Annotated in this window: 10 protein-coding genes and 2 pseudogenes; 4 read left to right on the top strand and 8 right to left on the bottom strand. The window is 41.6% G+C overall.

From position 1 onward, the window contains the following. Window positions 1–1,573 precede the first annotated feature (1,573 nt). A complete protein-coding gene (locus ACYVFD_RS31185; protein WP_461094527.1) occupies window positions 1,574–2,608 on the top strand; it encodes a hypothetical protein in 1,035 nt (344 codons plus the stop codon). 167 nt (window positions 2,609–2,775) lie between these two features. Here ACYVFD_RS31185 and ACYVFD_RS31180 read toward each other — a convergent pair whose 3' ends face one another. From ACYVFD_RS31180 to ACYVFD_RS31165, 4 genes are all read right to left on the bottom strand, one after another. After that, window positions 2,776–3,405 (bottom strand): response regulator transcription factor, encoded by a 630-nt coding sequence (locus tag ACYVFD_RS31180; protein ID WP_461094526.1) that lies wholly within the window; start codon window positions 3,403–3,405, stop codon window positions 2,776–2,778. A gap of 166 nt (window positions 3,406–3,571) precedes the next feature. Next, a complete protein-coding gene (locus ACYVFD_RS31175; protein WP_461094536.1) occupies window positions 3,572–3,988 on the bottom strand; it encodes a YybH family protein in 417 nt (138 codons plus the stop codon). Window positions 3,989–4,918: 930 nt separating this feature from the next. Beyond that, entirely contained in the window at window positions 4,919–5,209 is a 291-nt protein-coding gene (locus ACYVFD_RS31170) for a hypothetical protein (RefSeq protein ID WP_461094525.1), read from the bottom strand. Window positions 5,210–5,247: 38 nt separating this feature from the next. Beyond that, on the bottom strand, window positions 5,248–5,781 hold the full coding sequence (locus ACYVFD_RS31165) for a hypothetical protein (RefSeq protein WP_461094524.1): 534 nt from the start codon (window positions 5,779–5,781) through the stop codon (window positions 5,248–5,250). Window positions 5,782–7,396: 1,615 nt separating this feature from the next. On the opposite strand from ACYVFD_RS31165, the pseudogene ACYVFD_RS31160 reads away from it, so the two are divergent. Continuing rightward, a pseudogene (locus ACYVFD_RS31160) lies at window positions 7,397–7,811 on the top strand (hypothetical protein); the annotation flags it as partial. A 132-nt stretch (window positions 7,812–7,943) separates the two neighbouring features. Here ACYVFD_RS31160 and ACYVFD_RS31155 read toward each other — a convergent pair. From ACYVFD_RS31155 to ACYVFD_RS31140, 4 genes and pseudogenes are all read right to left on the bottom strand, one after another. Then, a pseudogene (locus ACYVFD_RS31155) lies at window positions 7,944–9,007 on the bottom strand (IS110 family transposase). A 641-nt stretch (window positions 9,008–9,648) separates the two neighbouring features. Beyond that, window positions 9,649–10,698: a S41 family peptidase gene (locus tag ACYVFD_RS31150; RefSeq protein WP_461094523.1), complete on the bottom strand. Its 1,050-nt coding sequence runs from the start codon at window positions 10,696–10,698 to the stop codon at window positions 9,649–9,651. A gap of 4 nt (window positions 10,699–10,702) precedes the next feature. Beyond that, the gene (locus ACYVFD_RS31145; protein WP_461094522.1) at window positions 10,703–11,470 is read right to left on the bottom strand and encodes a hypothetical protein; all 768 of its coding nucleotides are present in this window, start codon (window positions 11,468–11,470) and stop codon (window positions 10,703–10,705) included. Window positions 11,471–11,500: 30 nt separating this feature from the next. Further along, complete coding sequence (locus ACYVFD_RS31140; protein WP_461094521.1) at window positions 11,501–12,217, bottom strand: head GIN domain-containing protein; 717 nt, start codon at window positions 12,215–12,217, stop codon at window positions 11,501–11,503. Window positions 12,218–13,693: 1,476 nt separating this feature from the next. Between ACYVFD_RS31140 and ACYVFD_RS31135 the strand changes: the two genes are divergently transcribed. After that, window positions 13,694–16,000 (top strand): carbohydrate binding domain-containing protein, encoded by a 2,307-nt coding sequence (locus tag ACYVFD_RS31135; RefSeq protein ID WP_461094520.1) that lies wholly within the window; start codon window positions 13,694–13,696, stop codon window positions 15,998–16,000. A 193-nt stretch (window positions 16,001–16,193) separates the two neighbouring features. Then, on the top strand, window positions 16,194–16,817 hold the full coding sequence (locus ACYVFD_RS31130) for a hypothetical protein (RefSeq protein WP_461094519.1): 624 nt from the start codon (window positions 16,194–16,196) through the stop codon (window positions 16,815–16,817). Window positions 16,818–16,987: the final 170 nt, after the last annotated feature.

Below are 16,987 nucleotides of genomic sequence, written 5' to 3'. Positions count from 1 at the left end.
TGATCGAAATAATGATGTGGGTCAGTCGGCAATGGGGTCTGTGGTATTCGGTAAAATTAGTGCTTAAATATTGGGATAATCAGTTTTTTTCTACTTGGCTAACGGCATCCTTGGTAAGTTGTTTGCTCGTGGGAATAGTGGACTTTTTACTCTATTGGCAACTTGCCTCTCCGCCAATAAATTTTGGATTCGATCCCCAGTTACTCAATTTACTCGTAGCGTATGGGCTGGGCTGTCTACTACCTACCCTCACAAATTACTGGGGCCCCAACCGTTTCTTTGCTTAATGACAATTGAACTTAGGAGTTAAAGCGTGGGTCAATGTTTTCAAATGGACAGCCCTCAACACACTACGTTCAACTAGTGGATGTGACTCAATGAATTCTATTTATAACTGTCGTTCAATAAAGGTATTACCTCCAAGTTAAGACCTAATAATGTTAACAGGCTTCATTCGTTTAAGAAGCAGTAAGAACGCTAGTTGACTATAAGCATTCAAAGTTTCCGGTAAGTGAATTCGCAAACGCCATGGGTGGAGCTTGTTGCCCTCAAATCGGTTTAACAGAGTACAAGGGTTGGTGAGATAGTATCCTCAAATCAACTACTGGGGACGTCCACAGATCCATTGTTTAATTACCTCCACATGCAGTTGTTAGCCAGAAACAAACTAGCATAGAGTAGATTATAAGTAGTTATGACGTGCTTGATTTCAATTAAGAAATCAATGTAATCAGAGCGGAGGCGTTTTTTTATTTTGGCTAGATTAACTTTACTAATAAGTAGTTTGTCAAGACTGCTATTTTTTTAAGACTATTTTGAAAGGGTACCAACTAACTTGCTCTTTACAGCTCCGTCAAGAAAAAATAATTTACTAGTTTTGAACAAAGTGCTACTGGTGTTCTTGGTTGATTGATGCGGCTACGTGTTTACTTTTTTGACCATATTTTTCTATAACTATTTACCTATAGCGCTTTTGACAGAAAACGACTATAGACCCAGAAAGATTATATAATAAATACATAGATTGTGACTTATGCTCAAGTTTGCTCACAAAAAACAGCGATTATAGCTAATTTACTAGAATTATTAATTGTAGATATTGATTACTAAGCATTCGGCAGAAGCTTTCGGAATAACTCCTTGTTTTTAATTATCTGTTAATGTTCTTTAGTTAAAGTTCATTTCTTTTAGACGACTGTTATGTATTAATAATTAAAAAATCATTTCTAAGCTATACCTAGTATACTTTAAAAATGATTTTTTAACTCCAGTTTACTATGCACGTCAATAAAACAAATTTATTACTAAGGCGGGTTATATATTATTTAATACAAAATACTTTCTTTACGCCTTAAATAGCTTAAATGCATCGCCATATTTACCTGATCTATAGATTAAAACACGTTTATTATTTAACAAGTACAAAGCTTTATTTGACATAACGATTACACATAATTTATTGACCTATTTTAGAAAATACTGGTTTTCGAGGATTGTTTTCCGTACTTAAGCCTCTCATTTTTGCTAACTGGTAATAATTAAATGTTGTAAGGCATAACGATAACCAATGAAGATGAAGAATACGCTGTTTAAGTTAGGGAAAAGTACACTGGGGTTCTTATTAGCTGTTACTACTTGTTTGGCTCAAGGTCAGATGGGTAAATTTTTCGGGGCGGCCAAAAGTTCTTATGGGGGGGAATACAAAGGGTACATTGTTAGTTCAGCTGACGGAAAAACCTGGAGCGTTAATCACAAGATTACCGATGAAGCCTTACACGCTATCGCAGCGGGAAACGGGAAAATTGTCGCCATTGGTAAAAACACGGTATTGACATCAGCAGATGGAGGTAAAACCTGGAAAGATATTAAAATACCAGGGGCTGAAAGCTGGTTTGAAGAGGTTCACGATATTGCCTTTGGTGGTGGATTGTTTGTCGCTGTGGGAACTAAAGAAACGATCATATTTTCAAAGGATGGGGAGAACTGGACCCGCTGGACCAATCCCGATGGGAACCGGAAAAGTTTTACCCATCCGGATCCGACACTGGAGCGGCGTTTTGTGCATTACTACGGGGTGACGTTTGCAAAGGATCGTTTTATTCTAGTGGGTGGATCGTTTCGAGTAGCTACTCTACTACTTAATGAAGGTAACCTTACCTTGGGCAAAAGCCAGGTTCTTCACCCCGCCGCTCCTCCCGCAATGTGCCGGGATGTTGCCTATGATGGTAAAAGTACGGTAGTCATGTGCGGGGGTAGTTTTAGAACGTACGTTTCGACGGATATAGGGGAAACCTGGTCCCGGGTAGAAGATCCCATTCTTAAAGATGAGGGAACCGAATCCGTTTCATTTTGTAATGGTAAATTTGTAGTTACTGGTCGGAGTGGTAAACTATGGACCTCAGCCGATGGAATGGCGTTTAAATCCGTTCCTACTGTCGATACGAAAGATTACCTGTATGATACCGCGTATGGAAATGGACTTTATGTAGCTGCCGGGGATAAACTGTTTACCTTTACCTCAAAAGATGGAGCATTGTGGAAAGAGTCGGTCAATCCAGCGAATGATAAAAATATATCCATCAAACGCTTAACCTACGTTAAGCTATAAGCAAATAGGGTTATTAGGTCAGTTGACTTAATAACCCTACATAAAATAGGTTGCAAAGTCCAGGCACTGTCAACCTTACTTAGCTTTAATTGCCCAATTCTAGATGGCTAACCCTTAAGTGGTTTTACAAATAGTCAGTTTCTCTCGTTTACTTGGTAAAAACCCGCTTAAACAAATCCAAACAGGACAGCTTGCTTAATTAGCATAGCTACGTTTGTCGCCCCAAATTTTACTAATAAATTTCTTCGATGAGTTTCAATCGTTAAGTGGCTTATGAATAAATGCTGAGCGATTTGAAGACTCGTTAAGCCTTGGGCTAGGTAACATAAAATTTCTTTTTCTCGCGTAGTTAAAAGGGGGGGAATTACGCTAGGGGAGGTTAGCCCGTTAAGCAGTTCGTTTTCTACACACTTGCAAAAGAGCTTTTTTTCGTTGGTGGCGCTTTGAATAACTTTAATTAAGTCGCACACGGACGCATTATGATACAGATAGCCTACGGCACCGGCCTGTATGAAACCGAAAATACACTGTTTATTCAACTGACTCGATAAAATAATCGCTCGGATTTCAGGAAAGCTAGTTGTTAAGTAGTTGCAAAAGCCAACCGCTTGTTGATCAGCTCCGTGTATATTGAACAAGACCACTTCTGGATAAAAAAGTCGAGTATGTGCTAAGGCTTGTTTAGTAGTTGAAGCCGTAGCCACTACATCTATAAAATCATAGGAGTTAAGCAAACGACTTAACCCTGCTAACCCGATAGGGTGAGGGTCAAAAAGTAGCAACCGAACAGCACTCATACCTTCCCAATTTTATAAAATTGTCCCCTTCGTCGTTCTTATTCAAGATTATATTAGCCAGTGAGCTTGGAAAACTATTGGGAGTTCAAATGAGGGAGGTCCTTGCGTAAGCTGCCTAGAACTAGTTTAGTTGATCCGTATCGGGTGGCAAATATGCACTTAACCATTAGTCTTTTTTATTGGGAGGACTGACTGGGGTTCCCTGATCAAATATAATCCGCCAGGTGTCCGGCGCTTCTAAACGCCAGATGGAAGAAAAGTACGCAATACGTTGTCCCGAGGAGTTACGGACAGTACCTGAACTTAGTGCTAATTTGCCCGATTCCAGGACAACAACCGTTTGAGGGGACCAGGAAAAAGGCGCTTGTGATTCTCTAAAAAATGGTTGCCAGCTGGCTGAAATTTCCTGCTTCCCCCGTAGTATTTTACCGTCCGATATAAAAATTGCTTCGTCCGAGACGAAGGTCAAAAAAGATGTAAAATTACGATCGTGCATACTAGCGGCAAAAGCTAGTTCGGTGTCGCGTACTTGTTTTTCGTTTCCTGGCGTAGGGAGAGTTTGGCCCAAAGCCGTCCTGGTCATTAACCCGTTAAAACTGAGAAGTAACGTCACCGATAAGTATACGTTCCTCTTGAGGCCATTCCTACCCGAAAGGTCCAGAAAGGCCGATTTGACAAGTATCAATTGCGGGTTGATTAGACTCCGAAATAGGGTAGCAAGTAACATACTGCGCTAGGAGAAAGGTAACTATGAAAAAACAACTTGGTTTTAGTGAGGTATTTCCTATTAAAACTCCACGAAATACTTTGTTTCTTTTACTTTATATAACCAATTAAGTAGTCAATAGACATTCATTTCCCAAAACCAGGATGTTGACAATTGGCTAAGCAGGGGATATCATGTGATTATAGGAGACTATATGCATTGGGTAACGATTTCTGTATTATCGTCGAGTGTAACCATGAAGCAGAATGCAATTTCACGTCGTACCTTAGTGGTATGGGTTGTTGTCACTTTTAACGCCATGAGTAATTTCTTTTCGTTGATTATTCATACCTTATACGCTTGATACGTAGACAGTAGAGCTGACTTGACCAGTTACAGCAATATCAGTGCTACTGTTTTGCCAGCAACTAGTAGCGTAAAAACCAACATAGGCCCAACAGTTAAGCCGATGGACTCCTTGGAAAATGGTGGTCTAATAACCTTTGGCAGTTCTAAACCATATTGAATGCTCATAGGACTGTAGAGAACCGATTGGTTTTAGGAGGCGGTCGATTTATAGTCGTTGGTTTGACACTATTGCTTTGTCTTAAGCAATGTTAGCCTAAAGTGTTTGTTCGGGTTATTTAATGACCAGTACACAATCCAAACGCGAAAAAGAAAGTAGGAAAACTAGTTACCCCTCACTTGGGTAACCGTTTCTCTTGTACTTAAGTTGAATCGGCTCACAAAAAGACACGCTCAGAAAGTTTCAAGCAGTTGGCTGAAGCATCACAAGAGGTAGTTTACTCAACTTATCCTCTTGTAGTCTGCGGTTTGAAGCTCTTTAGCCAGTGTGATTGCATCCTGTAAATAATCAATCACACGTTGTTGATAATATTGGTGTATAGCCTCCTTCGTTAACTTCTCAATTTGTAATGTCCAGATGCAACGGGTAACTGACAGTAGTTGGTTTAAACGGGGGTTTAGCGTAATTATAACAACCTGTTCGCTTTCAACATATATTAATTCGCCGACGAAAGATAACTCTTTAAGCTCTTTCATCTTTTGGCGTATTTCTGTTTTAGTTAACACAGCCATAATTACTTAAAGATGAATAGGCACGAATTTGGGTTTACTTATTCCTGTTTAACCAAATGAAGCTCGGTAGTTTTTAACCAGTTGGTTCCGTCAGAAGAATATTCCCCTATTTCAGTCCAGGTTCGATTTGTAGGATCGAGGGTTATAGTGGATCGATTCTTTCCCCGGCCGGCTATATCATAGCCCCATTCAAATTGATTATCGGCTAATAGTTTGAAATAAGCCTCCGTTACATAACCTTCTTTAAGAAACGATTTAAGTTTTAATTGTTGAGTGGCTAAATCGTAATACAAGATGGCGTAAGCGTGAAATACCACATTCTCTTGTTGCTTGCCGATCCCCTCTATAGAAAGTAATAAACCATCGAGCTTAAACTCAACGTGCTCATCTTGAGAAATGGTGATGGATTTGCCGTTTCCAGCACTGTAGGTAACATTGCCTTTCCAGTTTCCGGCTAGATAGGACACTTTTTTCAGTTCTGCTTTGCCACGAGCTGATAAATCAGGTGATTGAGCGTAAACGCTTGAAAAAATGAGGCAGAAAATTAATAAAGTCCATAAAATTCGTTTCATAAGCAGAAAATGATTGATCGTATTTCTAATAGCCGTTGAATGGGTAGGCTGTATCCATTATGTAAAGTAAACCTATGGTTTTTTCAGCTAGTCTAAATTTAAGGTGAGTGGGGCAAAATGGTCACTGAACTGGGGTATAAGCCGTTGAAGGGAAACAGGAGTAAGGGAAATGTTCTCCTGTATTGTGGGCGCTTGGAATCGCCTAATTAGCTGTTAAATTAACAGACACCGATGCGAAAAAAAGCATGCACTACTCATAGCTTTGACTACAGAACCTGAGCGTCTTGGCTTAGTCATCTGAATCGTTTGACAAAAAAGTCAATTGAACTCATTAAGCATACTATAAGCATGTGCAGTTCTGCTTGTTTTCTAAACTAGGTTGGCGGTCCAGGGGAACCTCGGTGGGTAGTCTCAACGGCCAGATTGGCCCCTTGCCTTCCTTATTTAGATCTCAAACAGGTTGCCAGCACGAGGCTAGCTAAGGAAATTTAACTATGCAAGCTAGTGGGGAACTTACATGTATCAACTATTATTAAATCAGGTGGTTGATAATCCTTTCAGCGGAATCAACTGCCAGTTGGCAATAGCCAAATTAATAACTGGCAGTGAAACGGTTTAGCTAATCGGAATCCATATTGGAAGCTTAACGCTGCGTAGCTATTCCCTTTTCATATTACCATAAAATAGCTCAACTTTCTGATTAGGAAATTAACTCTACAGTAGAGTAATTGCCCATAAAGCTGGTCCGAGGCATTGGTTAACTAGTTAATACTGAAAAGCAAGTTTTTGTTGAACGCCAAGATCAAGTTATCTATTTGACAAAATCCTGTATTCAGACTAGCCTATTGTGGCTCAAAGGTGGGCAAAAATGGGATGTTTAATGGAAGCACCGTATTTGGCATTGTAATGCTGTTTATTATTTTGAACTGATTCGGATCAAAAGTAGAGTAAATGACTCCTACAGTGGAATTCTAAAAAATTAAGGCATACGAGAAAGCAGACCAATAAAATTAGTCTGCTTTTCTATCAAAAAAATCTAAATACCTTAAGTAATTTTTCTATCAACAAAATCTAAATTGATAGTTAATACAAAGTAAATGACCCTTTATCATTCGTGCCCTTTTAATGCGCACATAGGTTATAAAGCATGTCTGAAGGGTCGATTTTTATGACTAGTTTGTAAAACTGCCTATCAACAATCGAACAAAGACAGTTGCGTCCGCACCACAGATACTATAGCTAGCTCCTTTGGCGGTCAGTTGTTAAACTTTGGCCTTTAGAAAGGTATCTTCCTTGATTTTTCTAGATCCAATTAGGTGAGTGAAAAGAGAGAGGTAAAACTTAATTGAAACGGGCGTCGGTGATGTTTTAGTTAGCTATGCCTTTTTATAGCTTTACTCCATGAGTAAGTATAAAAAACAGTCGCACGTTGGATAGAAATCCGCGCGGTACAATTGCCAACGTAGGCATTCAGCGTGTACGTCCTCAAATGAAAGTGGACAAAAGGGCCGGGCCGCCGGGCGGTGAAAATCAGAAGAGACAATTCAGTAATCGCACGGGCGACCCCGTTGTTTCACTCAAATCACCTTGGCTATGTCCAATTCAGCCAGAAAATATCCTCCCAACCGTTCCGGCACAATCTGCTTCAACTACCTCCGAACGTAAGCCAGCTCTATCCATCATCAAAGACATTCAGCCGGACGCCGGCGCGGGGCAAACCCGACTGCAATACTCCGCTGAGGAAAAAATTGGCACGGGCCACCCCGCGTATTGTTCTGGAAGGCTTGCAAGGAGAACAGTCGGTGGCCGAAATCTGTCCCGGGCTGGCGCTCCAGGCGGGAATGACTCAACCGCGGCGGCGGACCGCACCAATATCTACTACCGCTGGATCGGACCGCCGAAGCGGCAAGGAGTTTCTGGAAGCGGGTAAAAAGCGATTGGCTGGCAATACCATCCGGGAAGCTACCGCTCCTGAAGTACAATCCATCAAGTCCGAAAATGAGGCTCCCAAACAACTGGTGGCCGAATTGAGCCGCTTCAGCGGTCCGACTAGAAAATAGGGTATTAAAAAAAGGTGGTCCGCCACCGCGGCTCAAGGCCAACGACTAATCGATACCATCACATGACTCAGTCTGAGAAAATGCCGGGCCGATTTCTATGATTTAAACAAAGGTGAAAGAAAAGTTTTCGTCATAATTTCGATCTTCTCTCACGCAAGCGAAAATACGTAGGACAATCTTGTTACGGACGTTGTTTAGCACTAGCATTTTGTCGCTTCGGCGATCCGATCTTACCCTCGGCTACCTTCCGTTCATAATACGCTTTCAACTGCATACAATGCTGAGCCGCTGACATAGCCCCCATATGCAGTAACGATTTGACTTTCTTATTCGCTCGATGACTCACCTAAGGACGGCCCCTACGCTGGCCTGAACTACGTCGCACGGGCGCCCCCGTTCAAAGGGAACTACGGCATAGCAGGCAAACTTTTTTGGATCAGTTATGGTAAACTCGTTCGTCGTGACAATGATCTCAGCCGCCGTAGTCTGGCTGATCCCCACTACCGACGTGATGCGCTCGAAAAGCCGATTGAGTTCAGGGTCTTACTTAGCCAGTTCGACAATTGATTTATCGACTGATTGAAGATCCGCTTTAAGCGATTTTAGAGAGGCCGCACAGGCCCGCTGGTTGGCTTTTCGATCTGCTTTGTCAATGAACCCTTCCGAGTTGGTTAGCGGGGTCTGCAATATTTTGATCACCTTTACCCGGCGAGCTCGCTGAGCTGTCAATCGGTCTAACTGAGCGATAACAGGGCGTGGTGGGGTCCACAAACGGGCTTCGTCGCAGTCGCTTCGGCGATCCGATTTTGTAAGCAAACAAAGCAATCCGTTTGGCATCAATTTGGTCCGTTTTGCCCCGAGTAAGTCCGATACTCTCCTGGATGTGAACAGCCCGCTCGATCCAAACGGAGGCTGCAAGTTGGTGTAGTTTTTTTAGAAGAGGGTTGTTGTAGATACCCGTAAATTCTAAGCAAAACAGACACTGCCCGATACTTGCTTTAGTTTGCTGACGTAACGCTTTAAGAAAATCAGTAATGCCTTTTTGGTCATTGCTAACCTGCTGATGAAAAAGAAACGGTCCGCCGTCGCGGCTGATTGGTTTGGGCAACGGCAAAGTCGAGAGTGGCTTTAGAGACATCCACGCCAAGGCTGAAACCATTGATTATGAAGTACTTAAAGGAGGGGCCTGCTTTACACCACTTTCGATATACATCTTGAGCATCTCGATGAGGGAGTAGCCGCCTCAACTGCAACTCCTTTCGCTGCCGTCTACGTCCCCTGCGTTGGCAGCCCTTTATACCCTAAACGTCGCCATACAGCCAGGTAGCGAGTTGCCGATTAGGCTAAAATAGTGGAGTCGAAGCTTGCCGAAACTAAAAAGGAGAACCAATATTTACGTTAAGAGGCTAAAGCTTATCAAACTATTTTTCAGATCACGGAAAAACACATGGCCGCCCGCGTGGTTTCATTTCTCTAATGTAAAAGCCTGGCCGCACCGGTGGATCGATCTTGACAGGCATGGTTCAGAAGTGGTCAATTACTCTCTTGTAATAAAGTGACCGCAAGAGCCATCAGTTACGCCAGTTGAAAGTAGCTGGTAATTCAATAGTAGACTTTGGTCCACTAATGAGTGGTTAACTAGCAAAGGGATGGTCGGCTACATCCTGCTTTTTCGCCAGTGACACATCCTCGCCCTGGCGTCAACATAGCCAGTTCGTAAGCCGCAAAGTAAGTCTAATGGAGTATACTTTTACAAATAATGAACGAGATGGGTTAACAGTCAATTTTTGACATATTTACTCAAAGACTAGTATGGTAATTTGAGGAGTGCTATATCAATGATCGGATCTTTTCCCGCAGCGGAATCCTTAAGTAATGTTGCTGCAGGGTAATCCGGCGCAAAACCAGATGCTTCTTGAGTTACCCCATTTTTGTCTGTTGTTTTTTGCACTGAGAGGCTGTATAGCCATCCATTTGGTAATGTGCGCTGGAGTTTACTTCCTAAGCCGCCACCTGTTGTGTCACCCACTTGAATAACGTGGGAATAATTTTTCATAGCCATAACAAACCATTCAGTTGCACTAAACGTATAGCGGTTTGTCAGAAGAGCAATAGGTTTTGTAAATGATAAACCTTCTGCCGGTTCAGTATACCAATAGGTTGGACTGGAGAAATCCTGAGAACCTTTACCATTTTTTGTTCTGGTAATTGCAAACAATTGCTTCGTCGTTACCAATTGGTTGGCAATGGCAATGCTATTAAAATAATTGCCGCCTCCATTACCACGAACGTCAATAAGTAGCCCTCGTAAATTACGGTATCGATCTAGCAATAAAGCAAAATCATTCACCCAATTTTGGGGACTTCCTTTTTGGCCTGGAACAGAAAATCTTTTTATTGCAATGTACCCAACCTCCCCGCGAAGCGTTTTAATAGTGCCTCCTACTAAGTTTCCTGCTTCATTTGTCCATTTATTTTCTAAATAGCCATTTTCTATAACTGAAGGATAGTAATTACGTTGAAATCGTTTTCTGTAATAGGCATTAAAATCCTCCCCCTTTGTTTTATATCCAGAAATAGTAACGTGTCCATCCTGGAGGGGAGAAAGCATTTGAGTAAATATAGTAAACAGACTATCTTGACTAATAGTAGTACTTACTTTACTGCTGTACTGATTATGAATAGCCTGCCAATCCAGTTTCTTTTCAGTGAAATAGGCATAGTTTTCATCAAACTCCTTCCATAATACCTCAAAATTAACTTTGGGATTGAGAGTTGACTTATTTACATCAATAAAAGGAGTGCAAGCTTGTAAAGTGATAGTCGAACAAAATAATAAGAGTATAGGATAGTTCATACAATTAAAAGAAAAATTTATAGGCTATAGATGCTTCACTAATTATTGATGTAGTTTGACGAGGGAGCGTATAGCTACTGCTCGAAAAATGGTAAGTTAAGCCAGTACTATGCCGCCCATTAGCGAAAAGAAATTCATAGCTAAAATCAGCGAAAAAGTATATAAATGAAGGCGAACTAGCCAGTTTAACATGATTAATCGGCGTCCAATTTAGTGACTCGTCACCCGTTAAGACATAAGGAGGTCGACTAATTAATCCAATTACACTAGTAGCACAAGTTGCTGAAAAATGGTGAAGCCGGTGGGGCATGTAGGTTAAACTGGCGGTTGGCCCCAGGCTCAGCGCAATGTCCCAGGAAGTGGGGACATGAGAATAATCACGTTTGGCCATCCATAGATTAAGCGTCGCTCCGAGCCACGCTTTAACTGTTTCTGTTACGAAAATTTTTCTTCGATGCGTATAACGGGTTTCTACAATTGAATAGAATGCTTCATAGGGTATAATGGTAGGATTGATAGGGGTCATCTTACGGGTGTTTATTCCGTTTAGTGCCGCACGAGTGGTAATTTCATGTATAAATTTGTCGTGTGTTTGTTGGTATTCGAAGGAGAAGGGGATGAGTTGACCAGCATAATACAGAGGGGATGCCAATTCATCTAAGCAATGCAACTGAGTCAGGAGACCTGCTTCAAGGGTTACATTATTTTTAAACGGCTGAGCCATTGCCCAATGCCCAAGAATAAAAAGTAAGAAAAAAATGTAATATTTCATTATAGGTATAGACTTACTGGGGTAGGCTCCCTACAATTCATTTTGAACCGTGCTGGCTCCGCTTACGCGCTGCACAATAGTTGGTTTTCCACGATAGCGAACGGCGCTGGCTCCACTGGCTTTAACAGCCAGATTGCTGTTGACACTGACGTTGGCTTTACTGGCTCCCGACAAATCCAGACCTGCATTATCAACTGGGTAATCAAACGCCTGTAAGAGTGATGCACCAGACACAACCGCCGTCAGAGTGGTGCCCTGGCCACTCAACCGAAGTATCGTAGCACCTGATAGATCAATCGTTGATCGGGCGGCCTGCACGATAAACTGGCCTTCCGAGGCTCCTGACAAGTTTATGTCAAACGCATCCAGATTGGTAAAGCCCGTAACTGTTGAACGAACGGCTCCCGAAAAATCGACGCCGCGAAGACTGGGCATCGTAATGCGGAACGTGGTTGCATACTGGCGATTTCGGGCAACGCGGTACAGTGCTTTTAGCGTTCCGTTGCGCGTATAGACATCCAGGTCATCTAGGTTTCGACTGTCTCCTTCTACTGTGATGCTATACGCCGGCCCTTGCTGGACGGTTATGACGAAGGCGCTGCCCATATCCAGTCGGTCGAAATTGGTGAGCGCATAGCTTTGTTGGGCGGTCTGGTATGGCCCAACATCTTCCCGAATGAAGGAGCACCCCGAGAGGGAAAGAATGATGGCAACGTGTGAAATGCCTAAAAAATTTGTGCGTGTCATGGGTACACTTGTCGTATAGTCGCTTTCAGAGCTAAAATGGTTGTATACCAAGCCCTGTTAACCTGATCACCCCCATTGACGTTTTTTAAAGAAACGATTGATCTTATCCCTTAAATCTCCCCCGTTTTTGGATACCAATTTTGTAGAGTTTTAATGCAGGTCACTGATTGCTAACAGGATTAGTTAAATGGTTTTTTTTCTCCATCCCGTTTAAGGATGGACGGGATGTATAGAATAAGCAGCTAAGCTAATTCTATACATCCCGCCCTCTTTATAAACTTAACTGTAAATCTATTTTGGTAACCTGAACGGTACTAAATCAGTACTGAACCGTGTAGTTGGTTTAGGGATTTAACCTTCTCTTCATTCTAGATAAATTGATGTAATCCAGTCTAAGCAGACATTCAAAATGTATATTCAAGGTGCCTGCTTAACGCATCGAGGCGTTGCAGACAAGCAAGTACCGGGGCACCGGTGCGGTTAGACCTTTTACAGTCAGTTGCCATAAACAAAATAAGGTAGACAAGACCCCAGCAAAAATAGGAGAAGCACAAGTCGTTTACGACACACGAGCAGCGGTTGCTGCCTTTGTCCGCAATTAGTTGTACTAATTGCGGACAAAGGCAAGTCGCAGACTAGTCGTCAGTAGACTCCGACGATTTTCTTCTTAGGCTAGTCAGTAACGATTTGCCTCCTGTAAAGAGCAATAATCTACCCTTTAGGAAAGTAGTTTGTCAATAAATGGAAAGAAGTTGTAGGTTTAGTTGCTCAACTTTTTGAGAATATAAAGTAACCCTATCGCAAGTTCGCTTAAACTCTATGAAAATCAATTAAGCGAATTAGTATTCCAATTCAGTTTTTTGGGTGCACCCCTTCGTAATTGAGTTTAAACAGCCCAGTTATGCAAACTGGTTAAGCAACGTTAAATCTTCAAATAAATTGGTTCGCTGACACGCCTACTGAATGTAATGATATTGGATAATTTTTAGATCTCTTTACAGAGTACATATACCCACAAACACTTCAGTTGATTAATTGAGATCAACTATTCATCTGCAGCAGCTTTGTTGATAGGCATGTGGTTCGCTCTTAACTTTCCTTACATGGAGTATAACCGAAGGCGTCTACAAAAATCGCTTGAAGTGGTGGTTGTGCGGATAATTTTTCTTAGCGTTTAGTGGCGTTATATACGTGTTCAATTTGGTTGGTAAGGAAAGTTAGCCTCCACATAAACACCAGGTATGCTAATTTAATATACTGTTGAAAACAACGTAACGGTGATTGAGAAGGTTAAGGACTCAGTCGATGAATGAAAGATAAATGGACGAAAAGCCCATCGACAATTCGCGCCATCAATCGCCAATTAAGGCTTATTAAGGAGAAAAGAGAGGTTGCTGGGCTATATCTTATCCCTATTAAGATCCCTATACCAAAAAAATAATCGCAAACCATACCCCAAGTGTAACGCAAAAGTCCATGAACAATTTACATTTACTGATACTAGTCGCGTGTAGCTTAATTCATTCAGTTGCTTTCGGACAAAACCTGATTCAGAATGGGTCTTTTGAAGAACTTGACCAAGCAGGCAACCCCCAACACTGGAATTACAGACCTAACAGAACCATCATTGATTATACACAACACCATGGTGCTGGCGAAAAAGCCTGGAAAATCTTAGCGGATGAATCAGGATCCAATGTTTTTCAACTTTTGACAAGTACATTACAACCGGATATTGAATATACACTTAGTGCCTGGGTTAAGACCCAGGCACTACAGGGGGGGACCCATAAAATTGCCTTACAATTTCGCCAACAAAATTTTGATGTTTGGACGCCAACCCGTTTAGAGGGTACTAATGACTGGACAAGGATTTCAGTTAATTTTACGCCACTATCGACGGCAGCAGGATCAATCTACCTACACTTTGATTTTCTTCAAGGAACGGCGTGGGTTGATGAAGTGAATCTCGAAGAAACAAGGGATCGTACGCCGTCTAAAATAATTAGCAAAGCTAAGCCGTTCCGGTTACAACCTGCCCAACTGTCGACAGTTTCAGCCACCTTGGTGGATCCAATGAATAGTGTGGTAACAAGCGCGACGGGTTCAGTGACATTCACAAATCTTGATCCCACTATTGTTTCGATCACAGGGTCATCGGTAGGCGAACTTCACGGAGGGATTGCCCAAATAAAGCTCACGGCTGGTCAATCAAATGGATTAGCCCGGATTCGGGTGATTTATGAAGACCGATTAGTTGATACCATTCGTTTGCTTAATGCACCTGATTATCAACATAATCGTATATTTCCCCTTGGAGTATACATGTTTGCTCGTGAAGATAGTCGAACGTACTATAAAAAACTTGTCAATGATTTAGCAGATCTAGGTATAAATATGGCCTTTCTTCGGAATCCCGACTTTGGCGACCAATTTTTTGACGCCCTTGAGCAAGCCGGATCGAATATCAAGGTCATTGCCGAAACTACATTAGGGTTTCGTCCAGATTTATTCAAATGTGGCTATACTGAAAAAAATGGATATTTTAACGATTGGCAAGCGGGAATAGCTTTTGCAGGTAGTTACTCAAACATAGGCCGATTCAAAAACAGAGCTAATCTATACGGGTACATGTTGCAAGATGAACCTAGTCTTGAACATGAGATGAATACAATTGGCATGCATCGAAATTTATTGTATTCTATTGATCCCATGCGGGACGGGTTTACGATTGACGCTTCCGATACCCTGTACATTGACCGGGATCGCCGAATAACGAACCCATCTATTAATTTTTTTCATCGTTATACCTTTCATCACAATACGCCCATTGGTACTGTTGCAGATTATCCAGGTTTCGAAGGACAACTATTATCGCATGAAAAAGGCTTAAGTTTTCTCCGTAATAAATACCCTGATAAGCCCTTTTGGTTGCTGGTACAATCCTTGAAGACCACAGCACCAGATACCCAGTTAGAAGACCTCCGTTACCCCACTGCCGCTGAAATGAAATACCAGGCTTATATTGCTTTAAGTTATAATGCTAAAGGGCTTTTTTACTTTGTATATCAAGACTTTCCGCAGCATCCCGAAAAATTTGAAGCCATTATAGAAGCTGGGCCAACCATACAGCACAAACCACTTTGGGCACCTATTTCTGAGATAAATCAGAAAATCAATAAAACAGCAAACATTTTTTTAAATGCAGTCTGGAAAGAAACAACTCAGGCATTAACTACCTCGGATAGAATGGTACGAATTGCCGAATTTAACCTCGATGGCAATACCTATTTTTTCGTTGTCAATCGTAAACTGCAAAACAATACGCAAGCCAGTTTAACCTTTGACCGAAACGTACAAAGCGTAACCGATTTATTTGACTCCAACCAGTTAATCCCCAAAGCCACACGGGACGGCCAGTATTCCATTAACCTTAAGCCAGGGGATGCGATGCTCCTTAAGGTCGATTATCAATCTCCAACTGAGATGCTAACCTTAGAAAAACGCTCGTCTGGTAGAATTACCTCATTTCCTAACCCGTTCAAGTCAACAACTCAAATCGAATATGAATTGCCTAAAAGTGGTATGGTTAATTTATCCATTATAGATGTTACAGGTAAAATCATCAAAAAACTTATTGAAAACGAATTTAAACAGGCAGGTACACATAGTTTCTATTTTGACGGATCTAATTATCCAAAAGGAGTTTATTTTTCGCTAATCGAGGGGCCAGGATTTACGGGTAGCACCAAAATGATCCTAGATACGTATCAAGAGAATTAATGAGCTTTTGTCGTGGCCCCTAACTATTCAATAGTTAGGGGCCACGACAAAAGCTCATTCAACTCACCCTAGCAACTCACCCTTTCATCAAGAAGAATAAGCCTTCCAGTAAACCTATTGTTATTCACTTTTGTAGGTTGAGTTATATTAGTCTAGGGCTGACTATCAGCCTGATAACTTAAAACGTAAACCTATGAAGCGCCTCCTTTTGCTTTGTTTATTACTCGCTAACCATTTGGTAATTGGTCAACCTAAACCTCAGTCTAGTGTAAAGGCTGGACTCACCTACATTAAATTTGGCGCTGGGGATTTAAATGGTATTAACTTCTACAATGAATATATTCACTCAAATTTACGGAGACGATTTGTTACGTTAGCTACGGCCCTTCAACTGGGGTATGGAACAAACGTTACTGAAGTCAATCCTGGCAACGGGTTTACCGAAGTACTTCGATCTGCTAAAGCTTCATTGGCTCTTGATGCGAATTGGTTCTTTTCCGTCATATCATTAAAGCATACCAAGATTCGAGTAGGAGTTGGCCCTTCTTTACGGTTTATTTCAGATTCTCATACCAGTAGTTTCATCATTTACGCTCAGGGGAACAATATCAATATACCACCCAATGTACCCTATGTGATTAGTCCATTGCATTATGATCGTCCCCATAACTACTTCACATTTGGTTATTCTCTAGTATTTGACGGAGAATGGTCATTAAATGACCATTGGCTTAGCGGAATACGGGCATCCTTCCAAAATTATGGAGGTGGTGAAAAAATCACTGCCTTAGGACTTACTGTTGGGTATCAATTTTAGTACTAGGTTTTTCAATGTTACGATAAGCCTTCACGTTAGGCTAGTTGCAGTCTCAGTGATAATACGCACTAGGTAAAAGGTTGTGGTTGGCTTTTGCTAACCCATTGGGTTCCTAATCAGGGCTATATACATAGTTACTATGAGACTGGTAGGATAATTTCTTAGAAGGT

The sequence above is a fragment of the Spirosoma gilvum genome (assembly GCF_054776815.1).
Note: the sequence above shows the minus strand (reverse complement) of the source record. Positions and strands in the feature narration are given on the sequence as shown.